Source organism: Streptosporangium sp. NPDC000563, from assembly GCF_040299985.1.
Lineage (GTDB): Bacteria > Actinomycetota > Actinomycetes > Streptosporangiales > Streptosporangiaceae > Streptosporangium.
In genome coordinates, this window is record NZ_JBEPDA010000001.1 from 571,026 (window position 1) to 597,471 (window position 26,446).

Below are 26,446 nucleotides of genomic sequence, written 5' to 3' on the forward strand. Positions count from 1 at the left end.
AGCGGTCGGCGGGCGCCGGAGCCGGTGCGGGGTGCGTCGAGCCGAGGGTCATCCCGGGCAGCGTTCGGCGGGAAGGAGTTCGGCGCGCATGTTGCGCTCCATCATCCGCAGTGACGCGTCGGCGAGGTCGGGATGGATGTGGGCCACGCAGTCGGAGGCCACCCGGACGGAGAAGTCGCGCACGTAGGCGTCCAAGGAGATCGGGCTGATCAAGGAGGAGCACGTCACTACGAGTCGCTGGTGGACCCGGGCGAGACGCCGTCCTGCGCGTCGACCGGTGTAGTCCCGGGTGCCGGGTGCCGGGTGCCGGAGCCGGGGAGGGGGCTCCGGCATCCGGCACCCAGGGGTGAGATCTCGCTCCACGCGTGCGGCCCGCGCTCCCCGATCGGGGAACGCGGGCCGGGGCGACGACCCGTTCAGCCCTGTTTGCCCATGGCCTGGCGGATCACGTCACGGGCCCGGTCCATCATCGCGACCGGTGTGCCCACCAGCAGGTTCTTGGTCGCCGACTCCACCCCGGGATGCGGGTGGGTCGGAGCCATCGCCTCGGCCGCCTTCACCCCCACCGCCATGGCCCGGCGCTCGGCGGCGTTGGTCTCGGCGCGCAGCCGGGTGAACTCGTAGCGCTCCTCGCTGCGGGCGTGGGCCGTCACCGCCGCCCGTAGCACCGCCAGGTTCTCCGCGAACCGCGGATCGTCGGCGCCGGCCTTGTCCATCTCCATGAGCAGTTGCTTGGCCTCGTTCTCCTCGGCCAGCCGGTCGTCCACCACCGCGTCACCGTCCTCGATCTTGTGGCGCGCGTACGGGTGGACGATCTCCTCCTCGGCGGTCTCGTGCACCGCCAGCAGCCGCACCAGGCGCTGGAACGCCTCCGGCCGCTCGCTCGGCGAGGCCTTCTTCACCTCGTCGAACAGGTCGCGGATCAACGCGTGCTGGGCCAGCAGCAGATCCACCACGTCGTTCTCACCCATCAGTTCGGGCACTGTCTGATGATCACCCATGTTCTCTCTCCCCTCGTGTCCGGCCTGCCCTACCCTTTTGGCGCGACAAATCCATCCGAGGGGCGTGGGAGAGCGGAAGGCGAACCAATAATTTCCCTACGGATGGTCCTGGCTCGCCCGGGGCGTCACCTCCGCCATCCGCGACCAGCCCTCGCCGGGCACCTCAACATTGATGATCTCCGGTGTCGTCGCCACCACATCGGGCATCCAGGTCATGGCGGTCTTGAAGTGCTCCGATCCCACGTGCGCCGCACCGGCGGCGGACGAGGCGAACGCCTCCAGGAGAACGAACTGGTCGGGTGTGTCGACGCTCCTGGACCATTCGAAGAAGATGTTTCCCGGCTCGTCGCGGGTGGCCCGGGTGAAGTCGTCGACGAGTGCGAGCCACTCGTCGGCTCGCTCGGGACGGACGGTGAACTTGACGGCGATGAAGATCACGAATTGGCCCCTTCGGCTCTGTTCGGGAATCTGTTTCGTTGGAAGTCTGGCCTTGTTTACGTCGAGACGGATGTCGCCGGGGACGACACCCGGCGTCATGGCCAAGATAAGTGGCGGACACCCTCGCCCGGGCACCGCCACCACCAGAGAAGGAGCGGATCATGCAGGCTCCGCCGTCCCCTCACCTGTCCCACCCGGTCATGTACCACCGCTGGTCCGAGATGACCTTCATGCACTGGCGGTACCCACCCGCCGTGATCCAACGGCTGCTGCCTCCCGGACTCACGGCCGAGACCTTCGACGGCACGGCCTGGGTCGGCCTCACCACCTTTCTGATGGAGGACGTGCGGGCACCGGGCGTGCCCGCCCTGCCGTGGCTGTCGCGGTTTCCCGAGACGAACGTGCGTACCTACGTACGGGACGAGCAGGGGCGTGACGGCATCTGGTTCCTCTCGCTGGACGCCGGGCGCCTGCTCGCGGTGCTCGGCGCGCGAGTCGGGTACGGATTGCCGTACTTCTGGTCCCGGATGGCGGTGAGTGCCGTCGGCGAGCGGCGCGGCTACCGTTGCCGGAGACGCCTGCCGGGGCCGGTGGGGGCGCGGTGCGACGCGATCGTGGAGCACGGCCCGCCGTTCACCGAGCCCGAGCGTGACGAACTGGCGCACTTCCTGACCGCCCGCTATCGGCTTTTCACCACGATCGCCGGTAAAACGGTCACCGCCCAGGTCGAGCACCCCGACTGGCCGTTGCGCCACGCCCGGCTGGTCCATCTGGACCAGGACCTGCTCCAGGCGGGCGGTCTCGACGCACCCGATCACGCTCCCGTACTGCACGCCTCCCCTGGGGTGCCGGTGCGGATCGGGATGTGGACCCGGTGACGCGCGGGCTCTCCCCTCGGCGGACCCGGTGACGCGGGCCCTCCCGCCCGGACCCGGGGGCGTGGCGTGACCCGGGCCGCGGTGACCTCTGCTTGAGGTGACCTCTGTCGGAGAGGGACGGCCGTACCGTCCGTCATCCCTGCCTGACGAGGAGGTGGCGCGGGCCGCGCAGGACCGCGCTCTGCCGGTACGGGGGCGGATCGGCGGCGAGCCGAGGGTTCTCCAGGTTGCGCACGAGTTCGGTCAGCGCGATCTGCGTCTCCAACCGGGCCAGTGGAGCGCCAAAGCACAGGTGGACGCCCCCGCCGAAGCCGAGGTGCTGGTTGTCCCGCCGGTCGGGATCGAACCGGTCGGGGTCACGGAAGCAGGAGGGATCGCGGTTGCCGGAGGCGAGCACGAGCGTGATCTGCGAGCCCTTCGGGATGACGGTGTCCGCGACGGTGAGGTCGCTGTAGGCGGCCCGCCAGGGGATGAGATGCACCGGAGGTTCGTAGCGCAGCAGTTCCTCGACCGTCCGAATGATCATTTCGGGCTCGCGGCGCAGGCGTTCCAGCACGTCGGGGTGGCGCAGCAGCGTCAGCACGCCGTTGGTGATCAGGTTGACGGTCGTCTCGTGGCCCGCGATGAGCAGCAGGTTCGCGGTGCTGACGATCTCCTCGTCCGTCATGCGCCCGTCGGGTCCCTCGTCGTTGGCCAGCCGGGAGAGCAGGTCGTCGCCCGGAGGCCGGCCACGACGGCTCTCCAGGAGTTCGGCGAGGTAGGCCCTGAGGTCCTTGCGGGCCTGGATGCCCTCCCGCACGCGTTCCTCGGGGTCCGTCGCGGGGTTGAAGTCGAGCACCGCGACGATCGCCTCGACCCACCCGTGGAACCGCGGCTCGTCCTCGCGGGGTACGCCGAGCAGGTGGCAGATCACGGTGACGGGGAAGGGGTAGGCGAAGTCGTCGACGATGTCGATCTCGTCCTTGGTCACCAGGTTGTCGATCAGGTTCGTGACGATCGCCTTCAGGTCGGGACGCATGTCGTCCACCAGCCTGGGCGAGTGCGGGGGGCCGAAGTACCGCATCGCCATGCGGCGCAGCCGGTCGTGGCGCGGCGGGTCGAGGCCGATGAACGCCGGTGGGTCCTCGCGGCCGGCGGCGGCGGGGCCGGGGTTGTCGAGATTGTCGGTGTCGGAGCTGAGATGCGGGTTGTGAAGCAGTGCGGTGATCTCCCGGTAGGTGCTGACGATGTAGCCACCGTCCTCCTGCCGGGCCACCGGGGTTTTGCGCAGCTCGGCGTAGAGCGGGTACGGATCGGCCCGGCTGGAGTGGTCGAGGATGCGCTGGAAGACGCTGGACGGATGGGTGACTGTCATGACCGCTTCTCCTAGGGTGTCGCCGGTTCCCGCCGCCCCGGCCGGATCGATCCGAACGGGTCCGTCATCCGGCCGGGCGGGTCGACAGGGGCGGCCTTCCGGCAGGGCGGGTCGGCCGGTTCGAACGGGTGAGCCGTCCGGCAGGACAGGTCGACGGCCCGGTTCAACGGATCAACCGCCCGGTCGCGCGAACGCCACGCGCCGCTCACTCGGCTGGTAGCCGGTGACCACCACCGTCGCCCCGTGGGTGATGATCTCCCGGTCGGGGAAGTGGGCGGGCACGGGCTTCATGTCGGCGGGCTGGTCGGGGGTGGGACAGGAGGGCGGGAACGGGGCCGCCGTCTCGATCAGGTGCCGGTAGTGGTCGAGCCACTTGGCGTTGTCGAAGCTGACCGCCGCGGTGACCCGGCCGCGGTAACCGTACGCGGCGACGAAACGGTGCTCCTCCACCGATCCCTGCGTCACGACGACCTCGTCCGACAGGACGGGGACACCGACGGACTTGATGTTGACGCCGAACTGCGTCGACCAGAACGCCGGCATGGACAGGTGCGGCCAGCGGTCGGTCGGTGAACTCACCATGTTGTGGGCCGCGACCTGGGCCTGTTCCACCGCGTTGACCCAGTGTTCCAGCGACAGGAATCGATACTCGTAGACCGGGTGCGGGCAGCGTGCCACGTCCCCGGCGACGAAGACGTCGTCGGTGACGAGGCCGTTGACGTCGAACGCACGGCAGCCCGAGTCGCAGGCCACGCCCCAGACACCGGCGGCCAGCCCGGAGTCCCGCAGCCACTCGGTGTTGCGCACGCCGCCGAGGGCGACCACCACCACGTCGGCGTCGACCGTGTCGCCGTCGGAGAAGTGGGCGCGGCGCACCCGTCCCCGCTCGTCCCCCTCCAGCCGCGTGACCTTGACGCCGCAGCGCAGGTCGACGCCGTGGGCACGCTGGAGGTTCGCGGCGATCGAGCCGACCATGCCTCCCAGGGCTCCCACCAGCGGGGCCTCGGCGCTCTCGGCGACGGTCACCGGTATGTCGAGCCCACGGCACACCGAGGCGATCTCGGAACCGGCGAAACCGGCCCCGACGACGAGCACCCGACCGGGCCCGGCGGCGAGCCGCTCCCACAGGCGGCCCGAGTCCTCGCGCGTGCGTACCACGAACACGCCGTCCAGAGCCGCCTCGGACTCGTCGGCCCAGGGCCTGGCGCGCACGCCGGTGGCGATCAGCAACCTGTCGAAGGGGACCTCACGTCCGTCCGCGAGGTCCACCCGCTTGCCCGCGAGGTCCAGCCCGGAGGCGGGCACGCCGAGCAGCCAGTTCGCGTCGATCTCACGGCGCCGCGGTAGCGCGGTGCCGTTCGCGGGCACCCAGCCCGTCAGGACCTGCTTGGACAGCGGAGGCCGGTCGTAGGGTTCGCACACCTCGTCGCCGACGAGGGTGAGCGAGCCGGTGAAGCCCTCGTCGCGGAGCGCTTCGGCGGCCCGCAGTCCCGCGAGGGAGGCGCCGACGATGACGATGCGGCCGTCGTGCGGGAACGTCTCCCCGCTCCGCCCGCCGGTCACACCGTTCTCGTTCCGCTCGTCGCGGCCGTCGCCGCGGTCACGGGCGGGATCGCGACGGTGTCCAGCAGGTCGACCAGGATCGCCTGGACCGGGCAGGCGGCCGCCGCGCGCAGGACCGCTTCCCGCTGCGCCTCGTCCGGGCTGGAGTGGAACATGAGCGCCTCCTCGCCCTGCATCCGGAACGTGTCCGGGGCCAGGAAGGCACACTGCGCGTATCCCTGGCACCGCGCCAGATCGACGACAACCCTCATATCGACCATCCCTTCCGAACCTGCGTACGGCTGAGTGAGACGGAGAGAACCGGGAGAACGGGGGCGACTTCTGAGGTGGCGGTCTCGGCATCGTTCCGGCGGGTGTTGACCGGGGCGGGTGGCTTCGCGCGCCGCCGGAGACGCGGTGAACTCCGGAAGGCCGCTCCTGAAGGCCGCTCCGGAAGGCCCAGGAGGGGCCGGGACGACGTGGGAGTGGTGTCGGTTTCCTGGTTTCGCTTTCCAGAGGGAGGCCGGTGTTCCGGAAAAGCCCTGCGGGCATCGCGGATGTTTTCTCCGCGAGGTCACCTATTAAGGCGCTGACCTGGCCAAATAATCATATCGCGGGCATTTGTCCGGTACGTCGATCTCCCGCCAGATGACGGTCAAGGATTGCGTACGAAGAAGGGGCGGGCCGGGGGCGGCGCGACAGGTGATCCCTTCGCCGCGGCCGCCGGACCGCGAAGACCGCCCCTGAACGGCGTTTCGGAAATTCTCCGAGTTCTTTTGGCACGGGACCGGAACTCTTGGAACGAGACCCGGAGCCCCTAGAGCGAGACCTGGAGTTCGTCCTGGCCTGGATCGTCCCGTACGGGATCGGAGACACCCCGGCCGGGATCGGCGGCGCTGGAGATGGGGCCGGTCCGTACGTGGTCCATGGTGCTGGGGGTGGAAGTGAACCGCGCGGAGTCGGTGGCGCCGGAGGTGACGGGGGACCGCGCGGAGTCGGCCGGATCACCGGCCCCGTTCCCCTCCGCCGGAGGGACGAGGCGCATGCGCAGGCGGACGCGTGACCCCTGCTCCGTCTGGTCGATGGCGAACTCGTCGCACAGCTGGTTCATCAGCCACAGGCCGAACCCGCGGACCGTCCCCGTGGGACGTTCGCTGGGAACGAACCGGGTGGTCAGGAGCCCCAGGGTGTCGGTGACGTCGACGGTCAGGTGGGTCTCGTTCTGCCAGATGGCCAGCGTGCCCTTGCCGCCGCCGTGCTCCAGGATGTTGATGACCGCCTCGTTGGTGACGAGGAGGAGGTCGTCCAACCGTTCGCCCCGCATGCCTGCCTGAACGGCGTGATATTGGAGACGCTCCCGCAGACCGCTGAGGTCCTCGTCGATCGGCCAGTGCTGGCCGTGGTCGCCGGTCACGACACCCCCTTGAGATCGCCTTATCTGGCAGTCACCGGGGGGCGCGCCGACTTGCTCCAGAATCAGGGCGTTGCTGACGAGTTACACGATGCTAGACACCTGCCCGCTCATTGCCAACTTACGACCGTCGGGACCAACAGATGTTCGCTCGGTCGTGCTCTCGGCGAGCGGCGGCCGGGCGGGGCCGGGATCGGTTACGACGGCTGACTCGGTCGCAGGGCCTTGAGCGCGTCGGCCACGGTGGGCTGGATGCCGAAGGCCTGGGCGAGGCCGGTCAGGTGGAAGAGCCTCTCCAGGCGGGGATGCAGGTTGGTCAGGACGATGTTGCCGCCGCGGTCCTGGACGGTCTGACGGGTCTTCAGGAAACTCTGGATCCCCGTGGAGTCGCAGAAGGTCAGCTCGGTCAGGTCGATGACGAGGTCGCCCCTGCTCTCACCGATGGCGTCCTGCAGGTCGTGGTGGAAGCGCTCGGCGTTGCTGTAGTCCAGTTCGCCGGCCAGCGCGAGGAGAAGCGTCTCCTGCGCGGCGGGGTCGGACACGTCGGTCACGCGGACGGTAGCGCTCACGGATATACCTCTGCAGACGGTTGGTGGGAGGAGAGCACGGCCGAGAGACGGCAGCCGGGCGTGATGCCCGTATCGGAATGGGAGAGCATGATCGCCCCGAGAGTCGGGGCAAGGGCCGATTCGGTCACTCTCAGCGTACGATCCTCCGAATTCCTCTAGAGAACCCTTACGGTACAACTGAGGAGCAACCAGGCGTTATCCCACTGTGGTTACGGTGCCAGGACCCGCGGTCGGCACCGCCGTCCGGTCGCACGGTTCGACGATCCGGAGCGCGTGGGGTGGGGACCGTCGCCGACGAACCCCGGCTCGCGAGATCAATGATCTGCGGTGTCCGTTCGACTGCTTTCCACGACAGATCTCCCTTATGGGGAAATTCGGCTTTTCAAGATGAATGTCATGTTCTGGCGAGGGTAAGTCGGGGCCGGGAATGAACGCCACGCGGGAACGGCTGACCAAGAGACCGCCGTACGACCGTATGGCGGCCCGGCGAAGGAGGACCCCCATGCAGGCGGACGTCAAGCTCTCTCCCGGCGGCGATTCCTTCGTGGCCGAGGTGGACGGCAGGCCGGCCGGACGGCTGGACCTCATCCGGCGCGATGGTGTCATCGTCTATCCCCACACCAAGGTCCAGCCGGAGTACGAGGGCCAGGGGATCGGCGCCGCACTCGTCCAAACGGCACTGGACGCGGCCCGTGCGGAGAACGCGAAGGTCGTCCCCCTCTGCTGGTTCGTACGGGAGTGGATCGACCGCCACCCCGACTACGCCGATCTCGTCGAAAACACCTGAACCTCCCCGGGCGTGTCGTCGCCTGTAACGCCCCATGCCGAGCGGGTTTGTGTCATTCGCGCTCCGGGTAATCGGTCCGGAGCGGGTGAACGCGCTGGTCGTTCCCGTGGCGGGCGCTACCATTCCCGGGCGGCCGAGGACCGGAACCTCCGGGCGGGTAAAGTGGCCGCTTCACCGGGGTTATCGTGAGAACCAGGACGGTTTCGCGACAAGACTCACGGTAGATCGTGATCGTCGGAACGCGTTCCGTACGGCATGATGCTGAAAATCACCCGGTTGGTGTAGATCGGCCCTGGGCCTGTCGTACGGACCGGATCACCGCCCGATCCCTTGCTAGGCTGCAGGGAACCGTTCGAACCGGGCGTTGTCTCACCCCGGCAGGTGAGACTTCTCAAGAAGTGGGGTCACACCGTGAAGAAGTTGCTCGTTCTGGCGCTCGTCGCCCTCGGGGGGCTGCTGGTCTGGCGCAAGGTGCAGGCCGACCGCGCCGAGCTCGACCTGTGGACCGAGGCCACCGGCAGCGAAAACTGACATACGCGGCTACCGATTCGGGTGCTTTCATGGTCCTTGCCCAAGATGGAATAACACCCATCAGGCTTGTCTGCCTGGATCTGGCAGGCACCACGATCGGTGATGTCGCCATGGTCGAGCGGGCGTTCGCCGAGGCGATCGCCACTCAGGGCATCGTGCCCGGGACCGGTGCGTACGCTCGTGCCATGGTGCACGTGCACCGGTCCCGGGGATGTCCCACCATCGACGTCTTCCGAGGCATCTTCCCGGACAACGAAGCCCAGGCCCAGGCGGCCAACCTGACCTTCGAGCGCTCCTACGAGGGCGCCATCGCACGCGCGGGCCTGGCCCCGCTCCCCGGGATCGTCGGGGCACTCGACAGGCTCCGCGACGCCGACGTCAAGATCTGCCTCACCACCGGCTTCAGCCGCGTCACCCTCAGCCGCGTGCTGAGCGTCCTGAGCTGGTCCGACAGGCTCGACCTCGCCCTGTGCCCGGAAGACGCCGGACGAGGACGCCCCATGCCCGACATGATCCTCAACGCGGTCATGCGCCTCGGCATCGAGGACGTACGCCAGGTCGCCGTCGTCGGTGACTCCGAGAGCGAGATGCTCAGCGGCCGCCGGGCCGGCGCGACGATGGTCGTCGGCATCATGACCGGAGTCCACAGCAGGGAACGCCTCCTCAACGGCGGAGCCACCCACATCCTCGACTCCATCACATGCCTGCCCGGCCTCCTTGGCGGCGTTCCCGCCGAAGCACCCTTGGCCGCCGCGTCCCGCTGACGGGAAAGTAGTCCGGCTCGACGGCGGAGAAAACAGGGCCGAACAGGGATCAGCCTTTGACCGCTCCTCCCACGGGCGAATGTGCATCTCCGTGCACTGGCCGTCGCAGTTCATGGCCCAAGCGGTGATGCCGAACCGCAGGCTCTTCGTCGTGCTGTTCAGTGTGCTGGGGATTTGGCGAAAAAACTATACGTACAGCAGTTGCTTTGCTGCACAGTGTGACTGCATGATGCTTCTGTGGTCCGGGGTGGAGAGTGATGGCTTGGTGACAAAATCGAACAAATGGCTGCTTGTGTCTATGCGCCGAAGACCTCAATCTTCGGCTGGCTCCCAATCGTCGGGAGATCGCGCAAACGTTCCCAAACCTCGGACGGCGTAGACGACGCCTTCCCCGCGAAGGCGCACCAGCACCTTGCGAGCCGTCGGCCGGGATACGCCGAACTCCTGGACGATCAGGTGTTCGCTGGCGACGGGTTCGTCGACTACGTAGGTGCCGTTACGAATGCGATCCTTGATCACATTGGCGATCTGTACCCATTTCGGCTGGTTTGCGCGCCACGCTATCGTCACTTGATCACCGTAGACATCTCTTATTGCCCCGAGATACCCACCATGAATAGCTGTAAATAACTGACGACAACAGATGTTCATACTTCATAGTTGTTAAGGGTAGTGAAGTAAGATCAAAAACGAGCCCGTCCAGCGCTGCAACGACTGAACGGGCCCTTGATCAGGAAGGTAGTCCTGACCCGATGCCTAACCCTAGTGCCCCGGTTCTCGACCGGGCCATGATGAGTGGCTGCGGCTGTTTCGCCGAGGTGTCGCCGATGCCGATGGGGTGTGCGACCTGCGGGCATGCCCCTTACGCGCACGGCTGCCCTGATCGGCCCGCCGATCACGAGTACGTCCAGCCTTCCGGCGACCTGATGGATATCCGGCTGCGGGTTCGTCGTACCGGAGACCGTTCCCTGCCGTGCTTCGAGCCCGCCCCTGTGGCCCCGGCCGCCGTGATCCCCGCTCAGCGATCCATCGAGGGAATGCCGCCGATCCCCGAGCAGCGTCGTCCTGAGCGGAGTGCGTCCGCCGAACGGCTCGTACCGGTGTCGTCGCTTCGGCGGAGGCTCTGTCGCCCGCGTCCGGCGTCGCCGTCAGGGACCGCTCCTACCAGGCCGTCTGGGCTGGGCTCCCGGCATCGCCTCGTGTCCCGTCCGAGGCGAAGAACCACCTGCGCACCGAACCGCTCAGCGGTCACCCCATCTTCGTGCCGGTCACCTGGCCGGTACGGCGAACCCCTCCATTGCATGAGGCAGGCCCGCCCCACGCTGCGAACGACCGGGCGGGCCTTTGATCGGATCGAGGTCCAATCAGTGACAGATGGTAGTTCCACCCACCCAGAGCCCACCAGTAGTCCCACGACGATTCCCGGCTGGCGGCTGATCCTCAGCGACGCCGGACGGCTGTGGGCCAGCCGCGAACGGCCCTTTTCCGAGGTGGCCACCCATGCCGGGGCCGAGCGGACCGTCGACGCCGACGACCTGGAGGCGTTGCGGACCGAGACCGACCGCCAGGAGACCTTCGCCCGCGAGGTGGAGGAGGCAGCACACGAGCAGGTGGCACGGAAGGTACCGGAGCGGGAGCAGGCCGGGCAGGTGATCTCATGATCCGCCGCTGCCTGTCCGCTGCCCGGGGCCGTCACCGCGACGGCCAGGCCGTCATCGCGGTCCCGCGCTACACCTGGGATCACGAGGCCCGCGCCGAGGCCGCGATGCTGCAGGCCACCCGCCCAGGCTGGTCGGTGCTCTACGGCACCGGCAGCCGCCTCTTCCACGCCATCGCCACCTGGCCCACCCCCGAACCCCTCATCATCTGCGACCGCACCCTGGAGGGGTTGAAAACCCAGATGCACGAGGCCGAAACGACCGTCCTCCACCGCTGGGCACTCACCTCCAGCTCGGTCACCATCGGCCACTTCTGACGAACGGGCACGGCGACCCCATCCTTTCCCCGGTCCCAGGGGTCGCCGTGCCGTCCACGACGCACTGCCTCGCTCCGGCTCAAGCCCATACCGCCCGACGGGTTCATGGCCGAGGCCGGTCCCGTGCCCTGGGACCCCACGACTTCCGGTTGTTTCGCTCGGTACGACATGCCGGCGTCCTGCCAATCCAATTGGCGTCGGAGCGGCTCCTGTTGCTACCGTGTACGACTGAAGCAGGTCCCCTCCCAGGTACCCGCTTGGATCTCGGGGCCTTAGCTCAGTTGGCAGAGCGCCTGCTTTGCAAGCAGGATGTCAGGAGTTCGAATCTCCTAGGCTCCACTCATATGAAAGCCTGGGTGAGGGATGGTTCCCCGGGCCTGGGCTTTGATCTTTATTCGGCCTTCTTCGGCTTCCGTGCCCGACCCGCTGTTGAGTTGTTCTCTCGCGAGACTGTCGATCTGCTTCGCGACCTAGTGCCCTCGCTTGTCGGTAGCGTGCTTGTAGATGATCGCGGCGCGTGTGCCGGAGTAGCCCGTTATGATCTTGTGATCTGCGCGCGGGCTGTGCCCTACGATGTCCGTCACTGTTCGGGGCGGCACCCAGGGCGAGCGGCGCGGCGCCTGCCGTACTAGGTCCCTTGCCGTCTCTGTGTTACGGAGGAGATAGTCACGTTGACCAAGTATGTGATCGGGCCGGACGTGGCCCTTCGATTGGCCCATAACGAGGCCGTGATCCCCGGCGAGCATCAGATCCTGGCTCCAACGCTTCTTCGCTCACAGATGCTGTCGCTTCTCTACCAAGCAGTTGGCCGCGGTGAGATGACCAAGAAGGACGCCGATCGCCTGCTCAACTACGTGCGAGGGCTACGGATTCGACTGCTCGGCGACCGCGTCCTTCAGAGCACCGCGTGGAAGATCGCCGACCAACTCGGGTGGCCGGACACGTTCGCCGCTGAGTACATCGCCCTGACCCTGCTCCAAGCCGATGCGTTCATCACGCTCGACGCGGAGCTCGCTCAGACCGTGCAGGAACTGGTGCCTACAGCACCCATCGAGGCCCTGTCTTAATCGGGCACCGGCACGGTCGGGGTGCAGCGCCAGGTGGCCGACTCTTGGCGAGATCCGGCGCTTGTTCGGTTTTGCTCGGCGCGGGCCTTCGCGCGCTCACGCAACTCCTCAGGGACTCTGAAGGAGACCCTTGAGGAATTGTGCTCTCGCCTGTCAGCGATGGGCGTCCGGGGTAACCGGTGGGCACGGGTACACGGCCCTCGTCGATCGCGCGACGAACGTCGCTGATCGCATCCCGTACGTACTCGTCCTCGATCAAGGGGCAGCGGGCGCTGCGCGCCGTCGCTCGGCCCTGCACCTGCGGCGCGCGCGCCTGGCATGCGGCCTGAGGGCTGGTCCCGGCGTGCGGGCAGGACTCGGGGCCGTCCCCGTACGCCGGCCGCGCCGCCCGGACCATGCGATCCGCCCATGGTCACGCCGCCGCTGCCCAGACAGGGCCTTACTGCTCAGGAATCAAGTACGGCGGCGACGGCTTCGATCTCAACGAGCTGGCCGTCGTAACCAAGCACGGTGACTCCCATCAAGGTGCTCGGTACGTCATGGTCACCGAACGAGTCCCGGACTACCTGCCAGGCAGCCACCAAATCCTCCCGCCGGGTGGACGCGACGAGAACCCTTGTGCTGATGACGTCCTGCAACGATGCGCCGGAGGCAGTGAGAGCCGCCCGCATGTTCTCGATGGCTTTCGCTGCCTGGCCCGCGTAGTCCCCAATCGCTGCCGTCGAGCCGTCCTCGTTCAGGGGACACGCTCCGGCGAGGAAGATGAGTCGTGACTCGGCAGGCGCCGTGGCTGCGTAAGCGTACTCGGCGATGTCGGATAGAGAAGCGGAGCGGATCAAAGTGATGGCGCTAGGCATGGTCGCTCAGTTCCTTTCATATCGGGCACAGAGCGACCATCCTGACGTGGGCCTCCTGCCTGCCGCCTCCTATTTTCACAGGCCAAGCCGCCCGTACCTCGCGGCCCGCCCATGGTCACGCCGCCGCACAGAACAGGCCTGAGCTTCCCTCAGTAGTCCGGACACCGGCGGTGTGCTATCAGGCTCCAGGGGCCGGCGGCTGGTGACGCCGCCCTTTGGCACGCAATCGAACAATAGCCTCAGGCCCTGGCGTAGCCAGGCAGCGGAAAGCGCTAATCACCTGACTACGCCATTCCCGAGATCATCGTGAACTAACTAGACGCAACTCTTCAGTCGCCAGACCACACCCGCGTTCCGGTAAGGAGGCATGGTGTTGTGCTTAGTGATGAGCGCCACAGTAGAGGGGGAGCCGACCACCTCCCACTGACCGGTCTCAGGGCACCTCTGACCAGTCTTGGCGATCATCCCGATGTGCTGGCACATGCCAACCTCCAGTACTGCTGGGAGCAGGAGTTTCCTGTTCCCAGGGCACGCTGGAGCCCAATCGAACGCACCCTCTTATGTCAAGGAGCGCAGCCAACTGCTAGAGTCGCTAACAACCACGTATAGCAAACCCGGCTACAGGCATAAATCGGGCGCCAGCCCGACGTTCTGTAGTCGGGCTTTTGCGTGTGGTCAAACACTAGTGGTGCGCATGCGTTTGCCGTGACGAGAGATAAGTGAGTTACTCTCGCGTTCAATAAGGCTCACAAGCCCTCGAACAGCGGATATCGCTAATTCCATGATCCATTCGTGGTGAAGAATAGGCGTTTTGTGAGAATTGCCCGTCTCTCCCCGTAATGAAACTGTTATCCGGGAGGGGTTGAGGGGTGCGTCTAAAAGGGGCAAATAATCGCAAATATGGTGTTGGCCATGTAAGTCAACGTGCTGGACGTGCTGCCTTCAGCTTCTTGGATGGTGCCCCCCTTACGATCGCCATGCGGTGGTTAGGCATCCCACATGGCTGGGGGCGATCGCCGGGCCGGGGCTTCGTTCCTAAGACGGTACGGGCGCGTTATTTGGTTCGATCGAGGTGGCTGATGCCCCATGGTGGCCAGACGTTCGCGCAGCTTTGTTGGCAGCTCCATCCGGCCGACAAGTCCTTCTGGGGAGTCAATAATTGTCTGGACGAGTGGTTCCGAAGTGATCAGCGGAGGTGGTCGGTCACGTATCGGGCGCGTTCTTCCACGGGCACGCGAGGAAGCCGCACCAACTCGTAGCCGTACTCGGTGTAGGTGGTGACCATGGACTCGTAGGTTCGTTCCGCCTCGGCGAGTGACTGCTTGCGTTCTGCGTCCTGTCGGTAGATCTCCGGCCAGGGCGGGGCGATGAAGACACGCGGGTGGTAGCGGAACGTGCGGGCGGCGGTGTGAAGGTGGGCGGGCACCGGCCTGCCTTCGAGAAGGAGGTAGCCGATGATGTCGGGGATGCCCCGGTCGAAGAAGACGGGGGCCTTTCGCGTCGCCGCGTCGCGATAGGAGCGGAGTTCCCAGCAGAGCATCATCTCGGCGAACATTTCGGGGTCGTTCCACGGCAGTGCGCGTCCCCCGATGGCCATCTGGTCCTGGATGACGCCCCGCCCTGCCTCGTACGACCGTGAGAAGCCGGCTTCCTGCAGGTGATCGATCAAGGTGCTCTTTCCGGATCCCGGCCCTCCGGTGATCACGATGAAGTCTTCCGGGTCCGGCGACATGGCAGGTGTGGCCCTTCTCGGGTTCATGGGATCGATGTTCTGGAGAACGGGGAACACCCAGGATCATTGCGTGACGAACGACCTGAATGCTCCTCCTGGTCGTGGCCGCACTGTATGTGAAGTCGGAACCACGAGTCCGCTACAGGGTTTGCAAGATCTTTCGGAGCGCGTTCTGTTGTTCACGCCATGGATGGTGACCGGCACCCCGCATCACGTGGAGTCGGCCGTGAGGCAGGGCGTCGGCGAGTGAGGCCGCGGTGGTGACCGGCCGAGGGTCACCCGTGCCGTGAATGACGGCCACCGGGGCGGTGATCTGGCGGCAGCCGCGGATTACGGTTTCATCGGACCACGAATCCGCCTCCGCGCTCAGGTGGCGGTTGGCGGCCCAGTTGATCGAGTACGGAGCGCCGGCGTCCGCTTCGGCCCATTCCCACGCCCGCGTGCGATCGGCGTGATCGGTGAACCATGCCAGGGTGCGGAACTCCCGTTCCTCCGTGGCGGAGCGTTCGGACAGCGCCGCCAGCTCGGCGAGACGTCCATGTTGCCGTTCGGTCATGCGGCGATCTCGCTCGGCTCGATAGCTCGTTCTCCAATCACCGAGTCCGGTGCCGGCCAGGTAGCCCAGCGACGCGACCCGATCAGGGTGGGTCCAGGCATAGGCGAGTCCGAGCGTCGCGCCGAACGAGTGACCGATGACGATCCATCGGTCGTATTCCCAGTGCCGGCGTAGGGCTTCGAGATCGGCGATCAGACGGTCCATCCGTTGGTCGTCGGAGGGGTCGGACCTGCCGCACCCACGCTGATCGAAGCGGTGGACGACGGTGCCGTCGTCAAGCAGGCGAGCGACGGGACGGAGGTGATCCCACAGGCCCGGGCCGCCGTGGAGGAGGACGACGGGCCGAGACCGCCTGGTGGTGCCGGTGGTCTCGGTCCACAAACGCACGCCGTCGTCCATCGTCACGAACCGCACCGGGCGAGCCTACGCGTCACCTGAGGCGTCTCGTCGTCTCAGGGAGAGGGCGTTGTGTCTCCGAAACATAAAACCGGTGAACCGATTGTTTCAGACGCATTGCCGTAAGAATATTGACGCTCAGGTCAGCAGAGCCCTAATGTCCTGGATCAATGACCGGTGTGACATTCCGAAAGTTTCATGTTCAAGGGCGATGTCAGAAGGCTTCGCAGGTGAGGCGGCAGGTCGGCATGGCGGTGTCGAACCTGTCCGGCGTTCGCGATCCGGAGTCTGAGGCGGCGCGGCACCGTCCTGCGCGCGGAGGAGGTGCCCGGCGAGCGCGGCGCGTCCTCGCGTTGCCGGGCCGCCCATCGCATCCCTGACCACAGCAAGCGAAAAGAGGTCGCCGTGAAGTTCCGTAACGTCTCAGCGGTCGTGTTGGCCGCTACCGCGGCCCTCAGCATGGCAGCGTGCTCAGGCTCGTCGTCCGGGACTCCCTCCGGCGAATCGGACGGCTCGTCGTTCGAGTTCTGGTCGTTCACCGGGATCAACCAGAAGGCGTCCGTCGCCGAGTACCAGAAGAAGAAGCCGGACGTGCAGGTGAAGCTGACCGAGGTGGGGAACGCGCAGGAGACGGCGCAGGCGCTCACCACCGCGCTCGCCGGCGGCAAGGTGCCCGACCTGGTGCTGATCCAGGGCGACGACCTGCCCAAGTTCGTCCAGCAACCGCAGAACTTCGTCGACCTGCGCACGCTGGGTGCCGACAAGGTCAAGGGTGACTACCTGGACTGGGTGATCAGCCAGCCCACGGCCAAGGACGGCTCGATCATCGGCATCCCGACCGACGTCGGCGGTATGGCCATCGCCTACCGGACCGATCTGTTCAAGGAGGCCGGGCTGCCGACGGACCGTGAGGAGGTGGGCAAGCTCTGGCCCACCTGGGACGCCTTCATCGAGGTCGGCAAGAAGTACAAGGCGGCCACCGGCAAGGCGTTCATCGACAACGCGGGTGGGAGCGTCTACTCGCAGGTGGTCAACCAGGGGCAGGAGAAGTACTACGACCCCGCGGGCAACCTGGTGTACGAACGCAGCCCTCAGGTCAGGGCCGCCTTCGACCAGGCGCTCAAGGCCGTGGCCGCCGGGATCACCGCGAAGCAGAGCTCGTTCACCGAGGGGTGGAGCGCCGCGATGAAGCGGGGGGACTTCGCCGTCGCCGCCGCACCGGTCTGGTTCCTCGGCCAGATCCGCGACAACGCCCCGGACACCAAGGGCAAGTGGGACATCGCCACGATCCCCGGCGGCTCGGGCAACTGGGGCGGCAGTTTCCTCGCGATCCCCAAGAACGCCAAGAACCCGAAGGCCGCCTGGGAGTACATCGCCACCATGCAGTCGCCGCAGGGCCAGCTCGAACACTTCTCCGAGGCCAGGTCGCTGCCCGCGACCCCGTCGGTCTACCAGGACCCGAAGCTCACCTCCGCCAAGGACGAGTTCTTCTCCGGCGCACCGATCGGCAAGATCTACACCGATTCGCTGCTCGGCCTCAAGCCGTTCCTCATCGGGCCGGAGAGCACGACGATCGGCACGGAGTTCACGAATGCCATCACCAACGTCGAGCAGGGCAAGGGTGATCCCGCGAAGGCGTGGGACGCGGCGGTGACCAACATCAAGACCGCGATCGGTGGCTAGGCCCCTTCGCGAGCGTCGCCGGCGCGGGCCGTTCCAAGGGGCCCGCGCCGGTGGCGGGGAAGCGAGCAGACCGTGACGACGAGCATCAGCTCCACCAAGGCGGACCTGCCCCCGGCCCCGCCGGTGGAGGCCGCGCGACGCGGTTTCGCCGAGATCGTTGCCCCCTACGCCTACATCGCCCCGTTCTTCGTGCTCTTCGCGGTGTTCGGTCTCATCCCGCTGCTGTTCACCTTCTACGTGGCGCTGTTCGACTGGAACCCGATCGGCGAGCAGGTGTTCGTCGGCCTGGACAACTTCGACCGGCTGCTCGGGGACGTGCGGTTCTGGAACGCGGCGCGCAACACCGTGAGCATCTGGCTGCTGTCCACCGTGCCGCAGTTGCTGGTCGCGCTGCTGCTCGCGCACCTGCTCAACCACGTACGGCTGCGCTTCGCCGTGTTCTTCCGCATGACGATGCTCGTGCCGTACATCACCTCGGTGGCCGCCACCGCCATCGTGTTCGTCCAGATGTTCGACCGCGACTACGGGGTGCTGAACTGGCTGCTCGGCCTGGTGGGCGTCGAGCACATCGACTTCACCCAGTCGGTGGCGGGCAGCCATGTGATGATCGCCGTCATGGTGGCCTGGCGGTGGTTCGGCTACACGACGCTGCTCTATCTGGCCTCCCTGCAGGCCGTTCCCCGAGCGATCTACGAGGCGGCCGCCGTCGACGGAGCCGGAGGTGTGCGGCAGTTCCTGCACATCTCCCTCCCCGCCCTGCGGCCGGTCATCGTGTTCACGATCGTGACCTCGACGATCGGCGGGCTGCAGATCTTCACCGAGCCCCTGCTCGTGAACCGCGGAGCGGCCACCACCTGCGGGCCGATCCGTCAGTGCCAGACGCTCACCCTCTTCCTGTTCGAGCAGGGGTTCACCCAGTTCAAGTTCGGTTACGCCGCGTCGGTCGGCGTGGCGCTGTTCGTGATGGTCGTCGTGCTCGCCGGCCTCAACTACTTCCTGTCCACCCGGATCCGCCCGGTCAAGGGCTGAGGAGGCGATCGTGAGCACGACGAGACCACGCTCCGGCGATCGTGTCCGATGGTGGACCTACGCGCTGCTCGCGCTCGCCGTCTTCTTCTGCCTGTTCCCGCTGTACTGGATGTTCATCGTCGCCACCACCGACACCGCGACGGCGACGAATCTGCCGCCCGAGATCGTGCCGGGCGACAACTTCTTCCACCTCGCGGGCCTGGTGTTCTCGACCGTGCCGTTCGTCCAGTCGATCGTCAACAGCCTGATCGTGGCCGGGTCGATCGGCGTGGGCCAGGCGGTGCTGTGCGCACTGGCGGGCTTCGCGTTCGCCAAACTGCGCTTCCGCGGCCGCAACACGCTGTTCCTGGTCGTCGTTCTGACGATGACCGTGCCGACCCAGCTCGCCATCGTCCCGCAATACATGATCATCTCATCGCTGGGCTGGGTGGACACACTCCAGGCGCTGATCGTCCCCGGCCTGGCCAACGCCTTCGGCATCTTCTGGATGCGCCAGCACATATCGTCCGCCATCAGCGACGAGCTCCTTCAGGCGGCCCGCATCGACGGGGCGTCGACCTGGCAGATCTTCTGGCGGGTCGCGTTCCCGCTGGTGCGTCCCGCCGCCTTCGTGCTCGGCCTGCTGGGCTTCGTCACCGCGTGGAACGACTTCCTGTGGCCGTTCGTGGTGCTGAAGTCGCCGGAGATGTACACCGTCCAGATCGCGATCAAGGCGCTGCAGAACAGCTTCAGCATCGACCTCGGGCTCGCCATGTCCGGTTCCTTCCTCGCCACCCTCCCGCTGCTCGTCCTGTTCGTCTTCGTCGGACGGCGCATGGTGGCCGGGATCATGAACGGCGCCTTCAAGGGCTGAGGCCGCCGCTCACCGGGCCTCGGCGGGTACGAGGATGACGGACGGTAACGGTCCGGGGGACAGGCTGCGTCGGCACGGGGCCGTGCGGGTGGTGGGCGTGGTCGCCGGATCGTCTGCTCGGTCGCCCACTACCGTGGGTGCGGGACCGCCGAGGTCGACAAAAAAAGGGGTGGCCTACGCCACCCCTGGCCGTTCGATAATATATTCAGGAACTAATGACCAGGGAATCAATGATCGACAACAGGTCGATACCGTAAATCATAAAGGCACCGGTCACAAGAATGGCGCCGACGGTCTTGAAGGGTCGTCTCATCGCTGTTTTTCGCTTTCTTGCCAAAAACCGAAAACGTCCTCGGTCTCAAATTTCGGCCAGGACGAGACTCCACTATAGGACATCCTGAACTGGTAGTCATCTCGCAGGGCTCGCGACATCCTGCGGGGAATATGAGAATAAAAGTGGCGAATTAGCGATAAGGGCGATATGTGTGCGTTTGAGCACCCAGTGGGCCATGAAGATCATACAGCAGGATGGGTCCACCTGCCGCCTGGCGACTCCCGTCGGCTCTACCTGGCAAGTCTCGCCCGGAGCAGCTCCGCCTCCACCACGCCGAGAGACTCGTAGAGGTCGAGCGCCCGTCGCCAGCACTCCTCTGCCCGTGTCCACTTGCCGGCGTCGGCGAGCGCGGTGCCCATCTCGTCGAGCGTGCGGGCCTCCTGGTGGACGTCCCCGATGGCGTGCGCCACGGCAAGGGCCTTCCCGTAATGGGCCAGGGCGGCGTCGTGGTGATCAGCGCGATGATGAATTCCGCCGATACTGAGAAGGGCCCGGCTTTCCTCGTGACGTTCCGATATCTCGATGGAGACGCGTAATGCCTTCTGGTGATGGACGAGCGCGTCCTCGTCCCTGCCCATGCGCGCGTAACAGTTGCCGATGTTGTTGAGGGCGTCCACCTCGTGCCGCCGGTCGCCGATGTCACCGTGAATCCGCAGTGACTTTCTGTAGCACTCGAGAGCGTCGGCGTGCCGGTTCAGGAACTGGTAGACGTTGGCGACGTTGTTGAGCCAGATGGCCTTGTTCTGCGGGCCCATGTCAGGGTAGACGGACTCGGCCTCTTCGTAGTGCCTCAGCGCGGTGTTGTAGTTGCCCAGCCTGAACTCGATCTCGCCGATGTTGTTCAACGCGACCTGCTGTCCGCGCCGGTCGCCGCCCTGCCGGTACAACCCGAGCGCCCCCAGCAGGTGCTCGGTGGCCTTCGGGTAGTCCCCCAGATGCGAGTGGATGATCCCGATATGGGTGAGGCTGGCGGCCTGACCGTGGCGGTCGGCCAGCGCTCTGCGCAGTCGCAGTGCCTGCTCGAAGCAGTTCAGGGCGACGTCGAACTTGGAACGCTGCCAGTACACCAGGCCGCTGTTGTCGAGCAGGTCGGCGATGGCCCGCTCGTCGTCGAGGGCACGCTGGATCGTCAGCGCCTCGTCGGCCAGCCGGAGGGCCTCCTCATACCGGCCGGTCTGCCGCCGCACCACGCTGAGGTCGGCCAGCGCGTACGCGGTCCCCGACCGATTCCCCAGTTCGCGCCACGCCTCCACGGCGCGGGTGTGGAGCTCGGCCGCCTCCGCCCAGCGGACCCACACGTCGAGATATCGGCCGAGGACGCGCGGAAGCAACGCCGCGTGCCTCGTCCACCCGTGATCGGCGGCGTGGCGCGTGACGAGGAGCAGGTTGTCCACTTCGGCGTTCATCCAGGCGAGGGCCTGCTCCTCGGTGGTGATACCTGCTCCGGGACCCGGTGCGTCGAACATTTCGGCCGGGCCGCGGGTGCGGTGCGGGTAGAGCAGCCGGTCGGCGGTGTCGGCCATGTGAAGGTAGTGGTCGAGGACCCGGCGGAGCACCTCGGCTCGCGCGCTCTCCGGCTCCCGGTTCGACAGCAGGCGGGCATACTCGCCGATGAGGTCGTGAAACCTGTATCGACCTCGCCGAGGCTCGGAGATGAGGTGATGGTCGAGGAGATCGTCGAGCAACCTCTCCGCCTCGGCCCGGTCCGATTCCAGCAGCGCCGCCGCGCAGTCCGCGGTGATGTCCGCCCCGGGGTGCAGTCCGAGCCGCCAGAGCGCCCGCTGCTGCCATTCGTCCAGGCCGTTGAAGGAGAGCTCGAACGCCGCGATGATCCCGCGGTTGCCCGCCCGGATCTCGCTCAGCCGCCGGTCGTTCCTGCCGAGTAACTCGGCGAGGTCGGCCACGCTCCACGCGGGCCGGTGCCGGAGCCGGCTACCGGCCAACTGGATCGCGAGGGGGAGATGGCCGCAGAGCCGCACGACCCGCGCGACGTCGTCCGCGGGGAGCGCGCGCCGCGAACCCACGACGCGACCGAAGAGGTCGGCCCCCTCCTGCGGTGGCAAAACCTCCAGGGAGAGCGAGTGGACGTCGTCCAGCCCCGCCGGCCGCCGACGGCTGGTGATCATGACAAGGCAGCCGGGTGCCCCCGGCAGGAGAGGGCTGAGCTGATCATGCCCTATGGCGTTGTCGAGGACCAGGAGCACCTTGCGGCGGGCGAGCGCGGTGCGCCACTTCGCCACCCGCTCGTCCAGGCCGTCAGGGACCGGAATGCCGAGAAGGCGCAGGAGACGTTCGAGGGCGGTCGCCGGGTCCATCGACGCGTGCTCGGCGTCGTAGCCCAGGAGGTCGAGATAGAGCACGCCGTCGGGGTAGTCGTCGGCGAGCCGGTGGGCCAGGTGCACGGCCAGCGCTGTCTTCCCGACCCCCGCCATGCCGTCGATCGCGAGAACGGTGACCGCGTCCTGCCGTATCCGCTCGTCGATCAGCCGGTTGATCTCGGGTGTCCTGCCGACGAAGGTGTGAACGTCGCGAGGGAGGCTGGTCAGCGGCGTGTTCCCCCGGGCCCCGCGCCAGGACTCGGGCAGCAGCGCCGGATCGCCCTGGAGGATGCGCTGCTGCAGTGCCCGTAACCCCGGCCCCGGTTCGGTGCCGAGCTCTCCGACGAGACGACTGCGCGCCTGACGGTAGGCGCCGAGGGCCTCCGCCTGCCGACCGGCTCGATAGAGCGCCATCATGAGCAGCTCGACCAGTTTCTCGTCGAATTGAAATCGGTTGACCAGGTCGTACAGTTCCGGCACGAGGTTGGTGTTCGAGCCGCGAAGGAGTTCGAGTTCGACGCGTTCGACGGTGCCGGCCAGCAGGTCGCCTTCGAGATTTCTACGGGTATTGACGACCCAGGAGCCGGAGAGTCCGGACAGCGGCTCTCCCCGCCACAATCGACCCGCTTCGCCATACAGTCGCAAAGCGCCGTCGACGTCGCCCTTTTCGCTTACCGAACGGGCTTTCGAGCACAGTGCGCGGAAGTGGTGGTAGTCGATGTTCTCCGGGTCTGTTTCAAGGGAATACGTCCCCGAACCACCTCTCAGCCGCACGCCCTCTCCGGCACCGTGCAGGTGGCCCTTCAGTCGGGCGATGGGACTGTACAGGATGCTTCGGGCATTGTCCGGCGGGTTTTCACCCAACACCTTGCGGATGAGCGACTCGGTGGAAACAGGCTTTCCCGGGGTCATCAAAAGGACGGCCAAAATGTGACGTTCCCTGGCCCACCCCAGGTCACGGCGTTGACCTCGGGACCAAAACTCGACCGGTCCGAGAATACGGAATTCCATTCTATTCCCCTTCCCGGCGGGAGCGGTCTTCCGTATGAGGCATTTAACTGGTCAGAGTCGCCTGCGCAGTAAGTGATTCGACTAGTCCTATGACCTATTTATCCTCATTCCCTCTGGCTGGCAACAGGATTACCGCAAGGGTTTCCGCAAGTTTCGACGGCGACGCTCTGCGAAGGGCGATGAACCTCTCTATAGAGGACGACGAACCTCGCCCGTCCGCCGGAACAGGTCAGGGGTGATGACAGGAAAATGTCCGACCGCGAATGGAGCAGGGTTCCTATCGGGCTCGACTCTCGCCGATGGGTGACGCGCAGGAACTGCAAAGTGGTGCTGGTGGTCGTCCACACCGTCACATCGGGACAACGCCTGATGGACACCGTACGCCTCGTGGAATCCGACCTGAGAATCCAGGTCGTGTTCACCATCGCCCCGGACGTCTTCAGCAACGGGGTCGCGGATTTCGTCGGTGGACTGGGGGCGGTGGTATTGCCCTGGGAACAGTCCAGAAACCAGCGGTTCGATCTCGCCGTCGCCGCCAGCCTGGGCGCGCTCCACGAGATTCACGCGCCACTGATCGTCATTCCGCACGGCGCCGGCTTCAACAAGCTCGTGGCCGTACGAGACGGTGTGCGTGCCGTGGGCGATCGTGTGGCATACGGGCTCGATCCCCAGCGCCTGTTGTACGACGGCGCCGTACTGCCTTCCGCGGTGGCGCTCTCCCACTCCTCCGAGCTGGGACGGCTGGGCCGGACCTGCCCGCAGGCGCTCCCGGTGGCCACCGTCGTCGGCGACCCCTCCTACGACAGGCTGGTCGCCGCACTGCCGCACCGAGATCTGTACCGCCGCGCGCTGGCCGTCGAGCCGGATCAGAAGCTCGTCGTGGTCAGCTCGACCTGGGGGTCGACATCGCTCTTCGGCCGATGGCCCCGGCTGCTGCACCGCCTGGTCACCGAGTTGCCCCGGCAGGAGTACCGCGTCGTGCTGCTCCTGCACCCCAACGTCTGGTTCGGGCACGGCATCTGGCAGGTGAGAGCCTGGTTCGCCGACTCTCTGCGGCGCGGCCTGAGCCTGGTGCCACCGGAGGCGAACTGGCACGCGGTCCTCGCGTCGGCCGACTGGATCATCGGAGACCACGGATCGGCGACCCTGTACGGGACGGTCACCGGGGCGCCGGTCGCACTGGCCGGCTTTCCCCGGGACGACGTCGACCCCGCGTCCGCCCTCGGCGGGCTCGCCACCGTCGCACCCAGACTCTCCCCTCGCGGCTCGCTGCGAGAGCAGCTGGTCAGGATCGCCGAGGAGGTGGGGCCCGGCCACTACCGGGCCGTCGCGGAAGGCATCACCTCCGAGCCAGGCCGTTTCGACCGGAACATGCGCCGGCTCATCTACCGGCTGCTGGAACTGCGGCAACCCGCGACCATCCCGGTGACCGCACCGGCTCCGGCGCCTTTTCTCGTCAGGTAGACCATCCGGATCGGAGAATCAACGTGTTCGGTACGTTCGTGTCAGTTCACCTCTTCCGGCTGGAACACGCGCTCAGGCTGCGCCGGATCCCGTCCCCGTCGGCAGCCCCCGCTCCACCCGGACCCGTCGCTCCACCTGGACCCGCTGCTTCACCCGGACCCGCGGCTCTGTTCGGACCCGCGGCTTCACCCGGACCCGCGGCTCCGTCCGGGATCACCGTCCCGCCGCGGACCCTCACCACGCGCGGAACCGCCACATCGCGGCGGAGTGAACCGGCGATCCTGGTGATCCCCCGCGAGGGCCCGCTCCGCGCCCCGCACCTCGTCATCCTGTCTCCGGAGAGACACCACCGTGGCCTGCCGCCCGGCAGGCGCGTCTTCGACGGCACACATATCGTCGCCACCCTCGACGACCCCCTGAACCGGACCTGGTGCGAGGTCGCCGATGTCCTCGTGAGCCTGAAGATCCCCTGGAACGTTCCCGGAAGAGGCATCTCCGGTCTCCTTGACCGATATCCCGGTTGCGAGGTCGCGGTCGGCGGACAGGAGGCCGGAGGCGGCCTCCTGGCGGGGTTTCGAGACGGACGGCTCGCCGCGATCACCGAGGTGGGAGACCTTTCCGGCGGCTCCGCCCCCTGGCCCGCCGTCTACGGGTCGTTCCTTTACGGCTGGCGGGCCGCAGGGATGCCGTTCGAGAGCCTGGGCACCGCCTCGGTGATCGTGGGCCGGTACGTCGACTCCTCGGCGGCCAGGATCGGAACGCTCGAGGTGGCGGGCAGGACGCAGGTCAGCCCCGCCCGCCTCGGGGCGTACGACACCGGAAGGACGTCCGCATGAACCGCGGGATCCTCGTGGCCGGCGCCGTCAGTTTCTACATGTCCGTTGGGGTGAGGGAGTTTCCTGTCCGGTACGCCCCCACGTCGTCGCCATGCTGGTCATGCGCCGGCGTGTCAGGGGCCGCTGGTCACATCGCGCGGACCCTGAAGACGCTCGGCGATCACGTGCGTCTGTGCACCGTGGTCGGCCGCGATCTCATCGGCGCGGGTATAACGACCGAACTCGGCCGTGCGGGCCTGCTGGGACCCGGGATCGTCGAGAGCGCCGAATCGTCGTCGGGCGTGACACTCGTCACACCCGACGGCCGTCGCATGGGTTTCCCGAACCTGGCGCCCGTCAACCGGGTCGCGTATCCACCGGACCTCTTCGAGGCGCAGGCCCGTGGCGCGGACCTTCTGGTCCTGACGAACGCGAAGTTCGTCCGGGATCTGGTTCGGCCCGCGACTCGGCTCGGCATTCCCATCGCCGTGGACGTCCACCTCATCCACCACCTCGGCGACGAGTACAACCGTCCATGGCTGGAGGCCGCGAGGATCGTCTTCTGCAGCCACGAACGCCTGCCCTGTCCACCCGAGCAGTGGATGGCGAAGATGTTCCGGCGCTACCCGCGTTGTCAGGTGGTGGGAGTCGGGCTCGGCGAGCGTGGGGCGGTGCTCGGGATGAGAGACGGGCTGCTCGTCAGGGCGGAGGCCGTGACGCCACGGGAGGTCGTGAACACCACCGGAGCCGGTGACGCGCTGTTCGCCACCTTCCTGCACGTCTGGCGGAACACCGGCGATCCGGTACGGGCCCTGCGGGCGGCGGTGGTGCACGCCGGCTGGAAGGTCGGGTCCCGCACTCCGGTGACGGCGTCGCTGACCTGTGAGGAACTGTCGAGGCTGGGAGCGGCACATACGCCGCATGTCGTGACCGGACGCTGGGACCTCCGTACGTCGTGACCGGACGTCAGGACTCCGATGTTGTGGCTGGACACCGGGCCCCGCCGCGCGTTGGGACGCCGGGAGGTCAGGAACGTCGGGAGGTTGGGGCGGCCTGACCGCCGGGACCGCCCTGGCATCCC

26 protein-coding genes and 1 tRNA gene are annotated in these 26,446 nt (G+C 66.9%); 14 read left to right on the forward strand and 13 right to left on the reverse strand.

Annotated features, from left to right (window positions below; all coding sequences use genetic code 11):
• Positions 1-48: 48 nt before the first annotated feature.
• From ABT352_RS02575 to ABT352_RS02585, 3 genes are all read right to left on the reverse strand, one after another.
• On the reverse strand, positions 49-213 hold the full coding sequence (locus ABT352_RS02575; protein ID WP_350941922.1) for a hypothetical protein: 165 nt from the start codon (positions 211-213) through the stop codon (positions 49-51).
• A gap of 203 nt (positions 214-416) precedes the next feature.
• Complete coding sequence (locus tag ABT352_RS02580; protein ID WP_350941924.1) at positions 417-983, reverse strand: hemerythrin domain-containing protein; 567 nt, start codon at positions 981-983, stop codon at positions 417-419.
• Positions 984-1,097: 114 nt separating this feature from the next.
• Positions 1,098-1,439, reverse strand: coding sequence for a putative quinol monooxygenase (locus tag ABT352_RS02585; RefSeq protein WP_350941926.1), 342 nt, complete (start codon positions 1,437-1,439; stop codon positions 1,098-1,100).
• 161 nt (positions 1,440-1,600) lie between these two features.
• On the opposite strand from ABT352_RS02585, the gene ABT352_RS02590 reads away from it, so the two are divergent.
• Positions 1,601-2,317 (forward strand): YqjF family protein, encoded by a 717-nt coding sequence (locus ABT352_RS02590; RefSeq protein ID WP_350941928.1) that lies wholly within the window; start codon positions 1,601-1,603, stop codon positions 2,315-2,317.
• 133 nt (positions 2,318-2,450) lie between these two features.
• Here ABT352_RS02590 and ABT352_RS02595 read toward each other — a convergent pair whose 3' ends face one another.
• The 5 genes from ABT352_RS02595 to ABT352_RS02615 all read right to left on the reverse strand — a co-directional run bounded on the left by ABT352_RS02595 (position 2,451) and on the right by ABT352_RS02615 (position 7,193).
• On the reverse strand, positions 2,451-3,671 hold the full coding sequence (locus ABT352_RS02595) for a cytochrome P450 (RefSeq protein WP_350941929.1): 1,221 nt from the start codon (positions 3,669-3,671) through the stop codon (positions 2,451-2,453).
• A 171-nt stretch (positions 3,672-3,842) separates the two neighbouring features.
• The gene (locus tag ABT352_RS02600; protein WP_350941930.1) at positions 3,843-5,234 is read right to left on the reverse strand and encodes an NAD(P)/FAD-dependent oxidoreductase; all 1,392 of its coding nucleotides are present in this window, start codon (positions 5,232-5,234) and stop codon (positions 3,843-3,845) included.
• Complete coding sequence (locus tag ABT352_RS02605) at positions 5,231-5,485, reverse strand: ferredoxin (protein ID WP_350941932.1); 255 nt, start codon at positions 5,483-5,485, stop codon at positions 5,231-5,233. Before ABT352_RS02605 ends, ABT352_RS02600 begins: the two co-directional genes overlap by 4 nt.
• 545 nt (positions 5,486-6,030) lie before the next feature.
• On the reverse strand, positions 6,031-6,627 hold the full coding sequence (locus ABT352_RS02610; RefSeq protein ID WP_350941933.1) for an ATP-binding protein: 597 nt from the start codon (positions 6,625-6,627) through the stop codon (positions 6,031-6,033).
• 194 nt (positions 6,628-6,821) lie between these two features.
• A complete protein-coding gene (locus ABT352_RS02615) occupies positions 6,822-7,193 on the reverse strand; it encodes an STAS domain-containing protein (RefSeq protein ID WP_350941935.1) in 372 nt (123 codons plus the stop codon).
• Positions 7,194-7,695: 502 nt separating this feature from the next.
• Between ABT352_RS02615 and ABT352_RS02620 the strand changes: the two genes are divergently transcribed.
• From ABT352_RS02620 to ABT352_RS02630, 3 genes are all read left to right on the forward strand, one after another.
• Complete coding sequence (locus ABT352_RS02620; protein WP_350941937.1) at positions 7,696-7,980, forward strand: GNAT family N-acetyltransferase; 285 nt, start codon at positions 7,696-7,698, stop codon at positions 7,978-7,980.
• A 411-nt stretch (positions 7,981-8,391) separates the two neighbouring features.
• A complete protein-coding gene (locus tag ABT352_RS02625) occupies positions 8,392-8,511 on the forward strand; it encodes a DLW-39 family protein (protein WP_211264163.1) in 120 nt (39 codons plus the stop codon).
• Between the two features lie 29 nt (positions 8,512-8,540).
• Positions 8,541-9,275: an HAD-IA family hydrolase gene (locus ABT352_RS02630; RefSeq protein WP_350941939.1), complete on the forward strand. Its 735-nt coding sequence runs from the start codon at positions 8,541-8,543 to the stop codon at positions 9,273-9,275.
• A gap of 312 nt (positions 9,276-9,587) precedes the next feature.
• Here the strand turns inward: ABT352_RS02630 and ABT352_RS02635 are convergent, their stop codons facing one another.
• Entirely contained in the window at positions 9,588-9,845 is a 258-nt protein-coding gene (locus ABT352_RS02635) for a GntR family transcriptional regulator (protein ID WP_350941940.1), read from the reverse strand.
• A gap of 797 nt (positions 9,846-10,642) precedes the next feature.
• Between ABT352_RS02635 and ABT352_RS02640 the strand changes: the two genes are divergently transcribed.
• The 4 genes from ABT352_RS02640 to ABT352_RS02655 all read left to right on the forward strand — a co-directional run bounded on the left by ABT352_RS02640 (position 10,643) and on the right by ABT352_RS02655 (position 12,317).
• Positions 10,643-10,936, forward strand: coding sequence for a hypothetical protein (locus ABT352_RS02640; RefSeq protein ID WP_350941941.1), 294 nt, complete (start codon positions 10,643-10,645; stop codon positions 10,934-10,936).
• Entirely contained in the window at positions 10,933-11,250 is a 318-nt protein-coding gene (locus tag ABT352_RS02645; protein ID WP_350941942.1) for a hypothetical protein, read from the forward strand. Before ABT352_RS02640 ends, ABT352_RS02645 begins: the two co-directional genes overlap by 4 nt.
• 266 nt (positions 11,251-11,516) lie before the next feature.
• Positions 11,517-11,589 (forward strand) — tRNA-Ala (locus ABT352_RS02650).
• A 332-nt stretch (positions 11,590-11,921) separates the two neighbouring features.
• Complete coding sequence (locus tag ABT352_RS02655) at positions 11,922-12,317, forward strand: type II toxin-antitoxin system VapC family toxin (RefSeq protein ID WP_350941943.1); 396 nt, start codon at positions 11,922-11,924, stop codon at positions 12,315-12,317.
• Positions 12,318-12,763: 446 nt separating this feature from the next.
• On the opposite strand, the gene ABT352_RS02660 is transcribed toward ABT352_RS02655, so the two are convergent.
• The 3 genes from ABT352_RS02660 to ABT352_RS02670 all read right to left on the reverse strand — a co-directional run bounded on the left by ABT352_RS02660 (position 12,764) and on the right by ABT352_RS02670 (position 15,876).
• Positions 12,764-13,174 (reverse strand): RidA family protein, encoded by a 411-nt coding sequence (locus tag ABT352_RS02660; protein WP_350941944.1) that lies wholly within the window; start codon positions 13,172-13,174, stop codon positions 12,764-12,766.
• Between the two features lie 1,186 nt (positions 13,175-14,360).
• Positions 14,361-14,933 (reverse strand): AAA family ATPase, encoded by a 573-nt coding sequence (locus ABT352_RS02665; protein WP_350941945.1) that lies wholly within the window; start codon positions 14,931-14,933, stop codon positions 14,361-14,363.
• A gap of 112 nt (positions 14,934-15,045) precedes the next feature.
• Positions 15,046-15,876: an alpha/beta fold hydrolase gene (locus ABT352_RS02670; RefSeq protein WP_350941946.1), complete on the reverse strand. Its 831-nt coding sequence runs from the start codon at positions 15,874-15,876 to the stop codon at positions 15,046-15,048.
• Between the two features lie 387 nt (positions 15,877-16,263).
• On the opposite strand from ABT352_RS02670, the gene ABT352_RS02675 reads away from it, so the two are divergent.
• The 3 genes from ABT352_RS02675 to ABT352_RS02685 all read left to right on the forward strand — a co-directional run bounded on the left by ABT352_RS02675 (position 16,264) and on the right by ABT352_RS02685 (position 19,423).
• The gene (locus tag ABT352_RS02675) at positions 16,264-17,541 is read left to right on the forward strand and encodes an ABC transporter substrate-binding protein (protein ID WP_350941948.1); all 1,278 of its coding nucleotides are present in this window, start codon (positions 16,264-16,266) and stop codon (positions 17,539-17,541) included.
• A gap of 72 nt (positions 17,542-17,613) precedes the next feature.
• Positions 17,614-18,570, forward strand: a complete 957-nt coding sequence (locus tag ABT352_RS02680; protein WP_350941950.1) for a carbohydrate ABC transporter permease — start codon at positions 17,614-17,616, stop codon at positions 18,568-18,570.
• Between the two features lie 10 nt (positions 18,571-18,580).
• Positions 18,581-19,423 (forward strand): carbohydrate ABC transporter permease, encoded by an 843-nt coding sequence (locus ABT352_RS02685; RefSeq protein ID WP_350941952.1) that lies wholly within the window; start codon positions 18,581-18,583, stop codon positions 19,421-19,423.
• Between the two features lie 564 nt (positions 19,424-19,987).
• Here ABT352_RS02685 and ABT352_RS02690 read toward each other — a convergent pair.
• Entirely contained in the window at positions 19,988-23,086 is a 3,099-nt protein-coding gene (locus ABT352_RS02690) for an AfsR/SARP family transcriptional regulator (RefSeq protein WP_350941954.1), read from the reverse strand.
• Between the two features lie 249 nt (positions 23,087-23,335).
• Here ABT352_RS02690 and ABT352_RS02695 point away from each other — a divergent pair, with 249 nt between their 5' ends.
• The 3 genes from ABT352_RS02695 (at position 23,336) to ABT352_RS02705 (ending at position 26,324) form a co-directional block, all read left to right on the forward strand.
• Positions 23,336-24,550, forward strand: a complete 1,215-nt coding sequence (locus tag ABT352_RS02695; RefSeq protein ID WP_350941955.1) for a hypothetical protein — start codon at positions 23,336-23,338, stop codon at positions 24,548-24,550.
• Between the two features lie 284 nt (positions 24,551-24,834).
• Positions 24,835-25,386, forward strand: a complete 552-nt coding sequence (locus ABT352_RS02700) for a hypothetical protein (RefSeq protein WP_350941956.1) — start codon at positions 24,835-24,837, stop codon at positions 25,384-25,386.
• Positions 25,383-26,324, forward strand: coding sequence for a carbohydrate kinase family protein (locus ABT352_RS02705; RefSeq protein ID WP_350941958.1), 942 nt, complete (start codon positions 25,383-25,385; stop codon positions 26,322-26,324). The genes ABT352_RS02700 and ABT352_RS02705 overlap by 4 nt, the downstream gene beginning before the upstream one ends.
• The last annotated feature ends 122 nt before the right edge of the window (positions 26,325-26,446 follow it).

What these genes read in the sequence shown, in the direction of transcription:
- ABT352_RS02590 (WP_350941928.1), top strand. Translation starts at nt 1,601, where the DNA reads ATGCAGGCTCCGCCGTCCCCTCACCTGTCCCACCCGGTCATGTACCAC.
- ABT352_RS02595 (WP_350941929.1), bottom strand. Translation starts at nt 3,671, where the DNA reads ATGACAGTCACCCATCCGTCCAGCGTCTTCCAGCGCATCCTCGACCAC.
- ABT352_RS02605 (WP_350941932.1), bottom strand. Translation starts at nt 5,485, where the DNA reads ATGAGGGTTGTCGTCGATCTGGCGCGGTGCCAGGGATACGCGCAGTGT.
- ABT352_RS02620 (WP_350941937.1), top strand. Translation starts at nt 7,696, where the DNA reads ATGCAGGCGGACGTCAAGCTCTCTCCCGGCGGCGATTCCTTCGTGGCC.
- ABT352_RS02630 (WP_350941939.1), top strand. Translation starts at nt 8,541, where the DNA reads ATGGTCCTTGCCCAAGATGGAATAACACCCATCAGGCTTGTCTGCCTG.
- ABT352_RS02645 (WP_350941942.1), top strand. Translation starts at nt 10,933, where the DNA reads ATGATCCGCCGCTGCCTGTCCGCTGCCCGGGGCCGTCACCGCGACGGC.
- ABT352_RS02660 (WP_350941944.1), bottom strand. Translation starts at nt 13,174, where the DNA reads ATGCCTAGCGCCATCACTTTGATCCGCTCCGCTTCTCTATCCGACATC.
- ABT352_RS02665 (WP_350941945.1), bottom strand. Translation starts at nt 14,933, where the DNA reads ATGAACCCGAGAAGGGCCACACCTGCCATGTCGCCGGACCCGGAAGAC.
- ABT352_RS02690 (WP_350941954.1), bottom strand. Translation starts at nt 23,086, where the DNA reads ATGGAATTCCGTATTCTCGGACCGGTCGAGTTTTGGTCCCGAGGTCAA.
- ABT352_RS02695 (WP_350941955.1), top strand. Translation starts at nt 23,336, where the DNA reads ATGTCCGACCGCGAATGGAGCAGGGTTCCTATCGGGCTCGACTCTCGC.
- ABT352_RS02705 (WP_350941958.1), top strand. Translation starts at nt 25,383, where the DNA reads ATGAACCGCGGGATCCTCGTGGCCGGCGCCGTCAGTTTCTACATGTCC.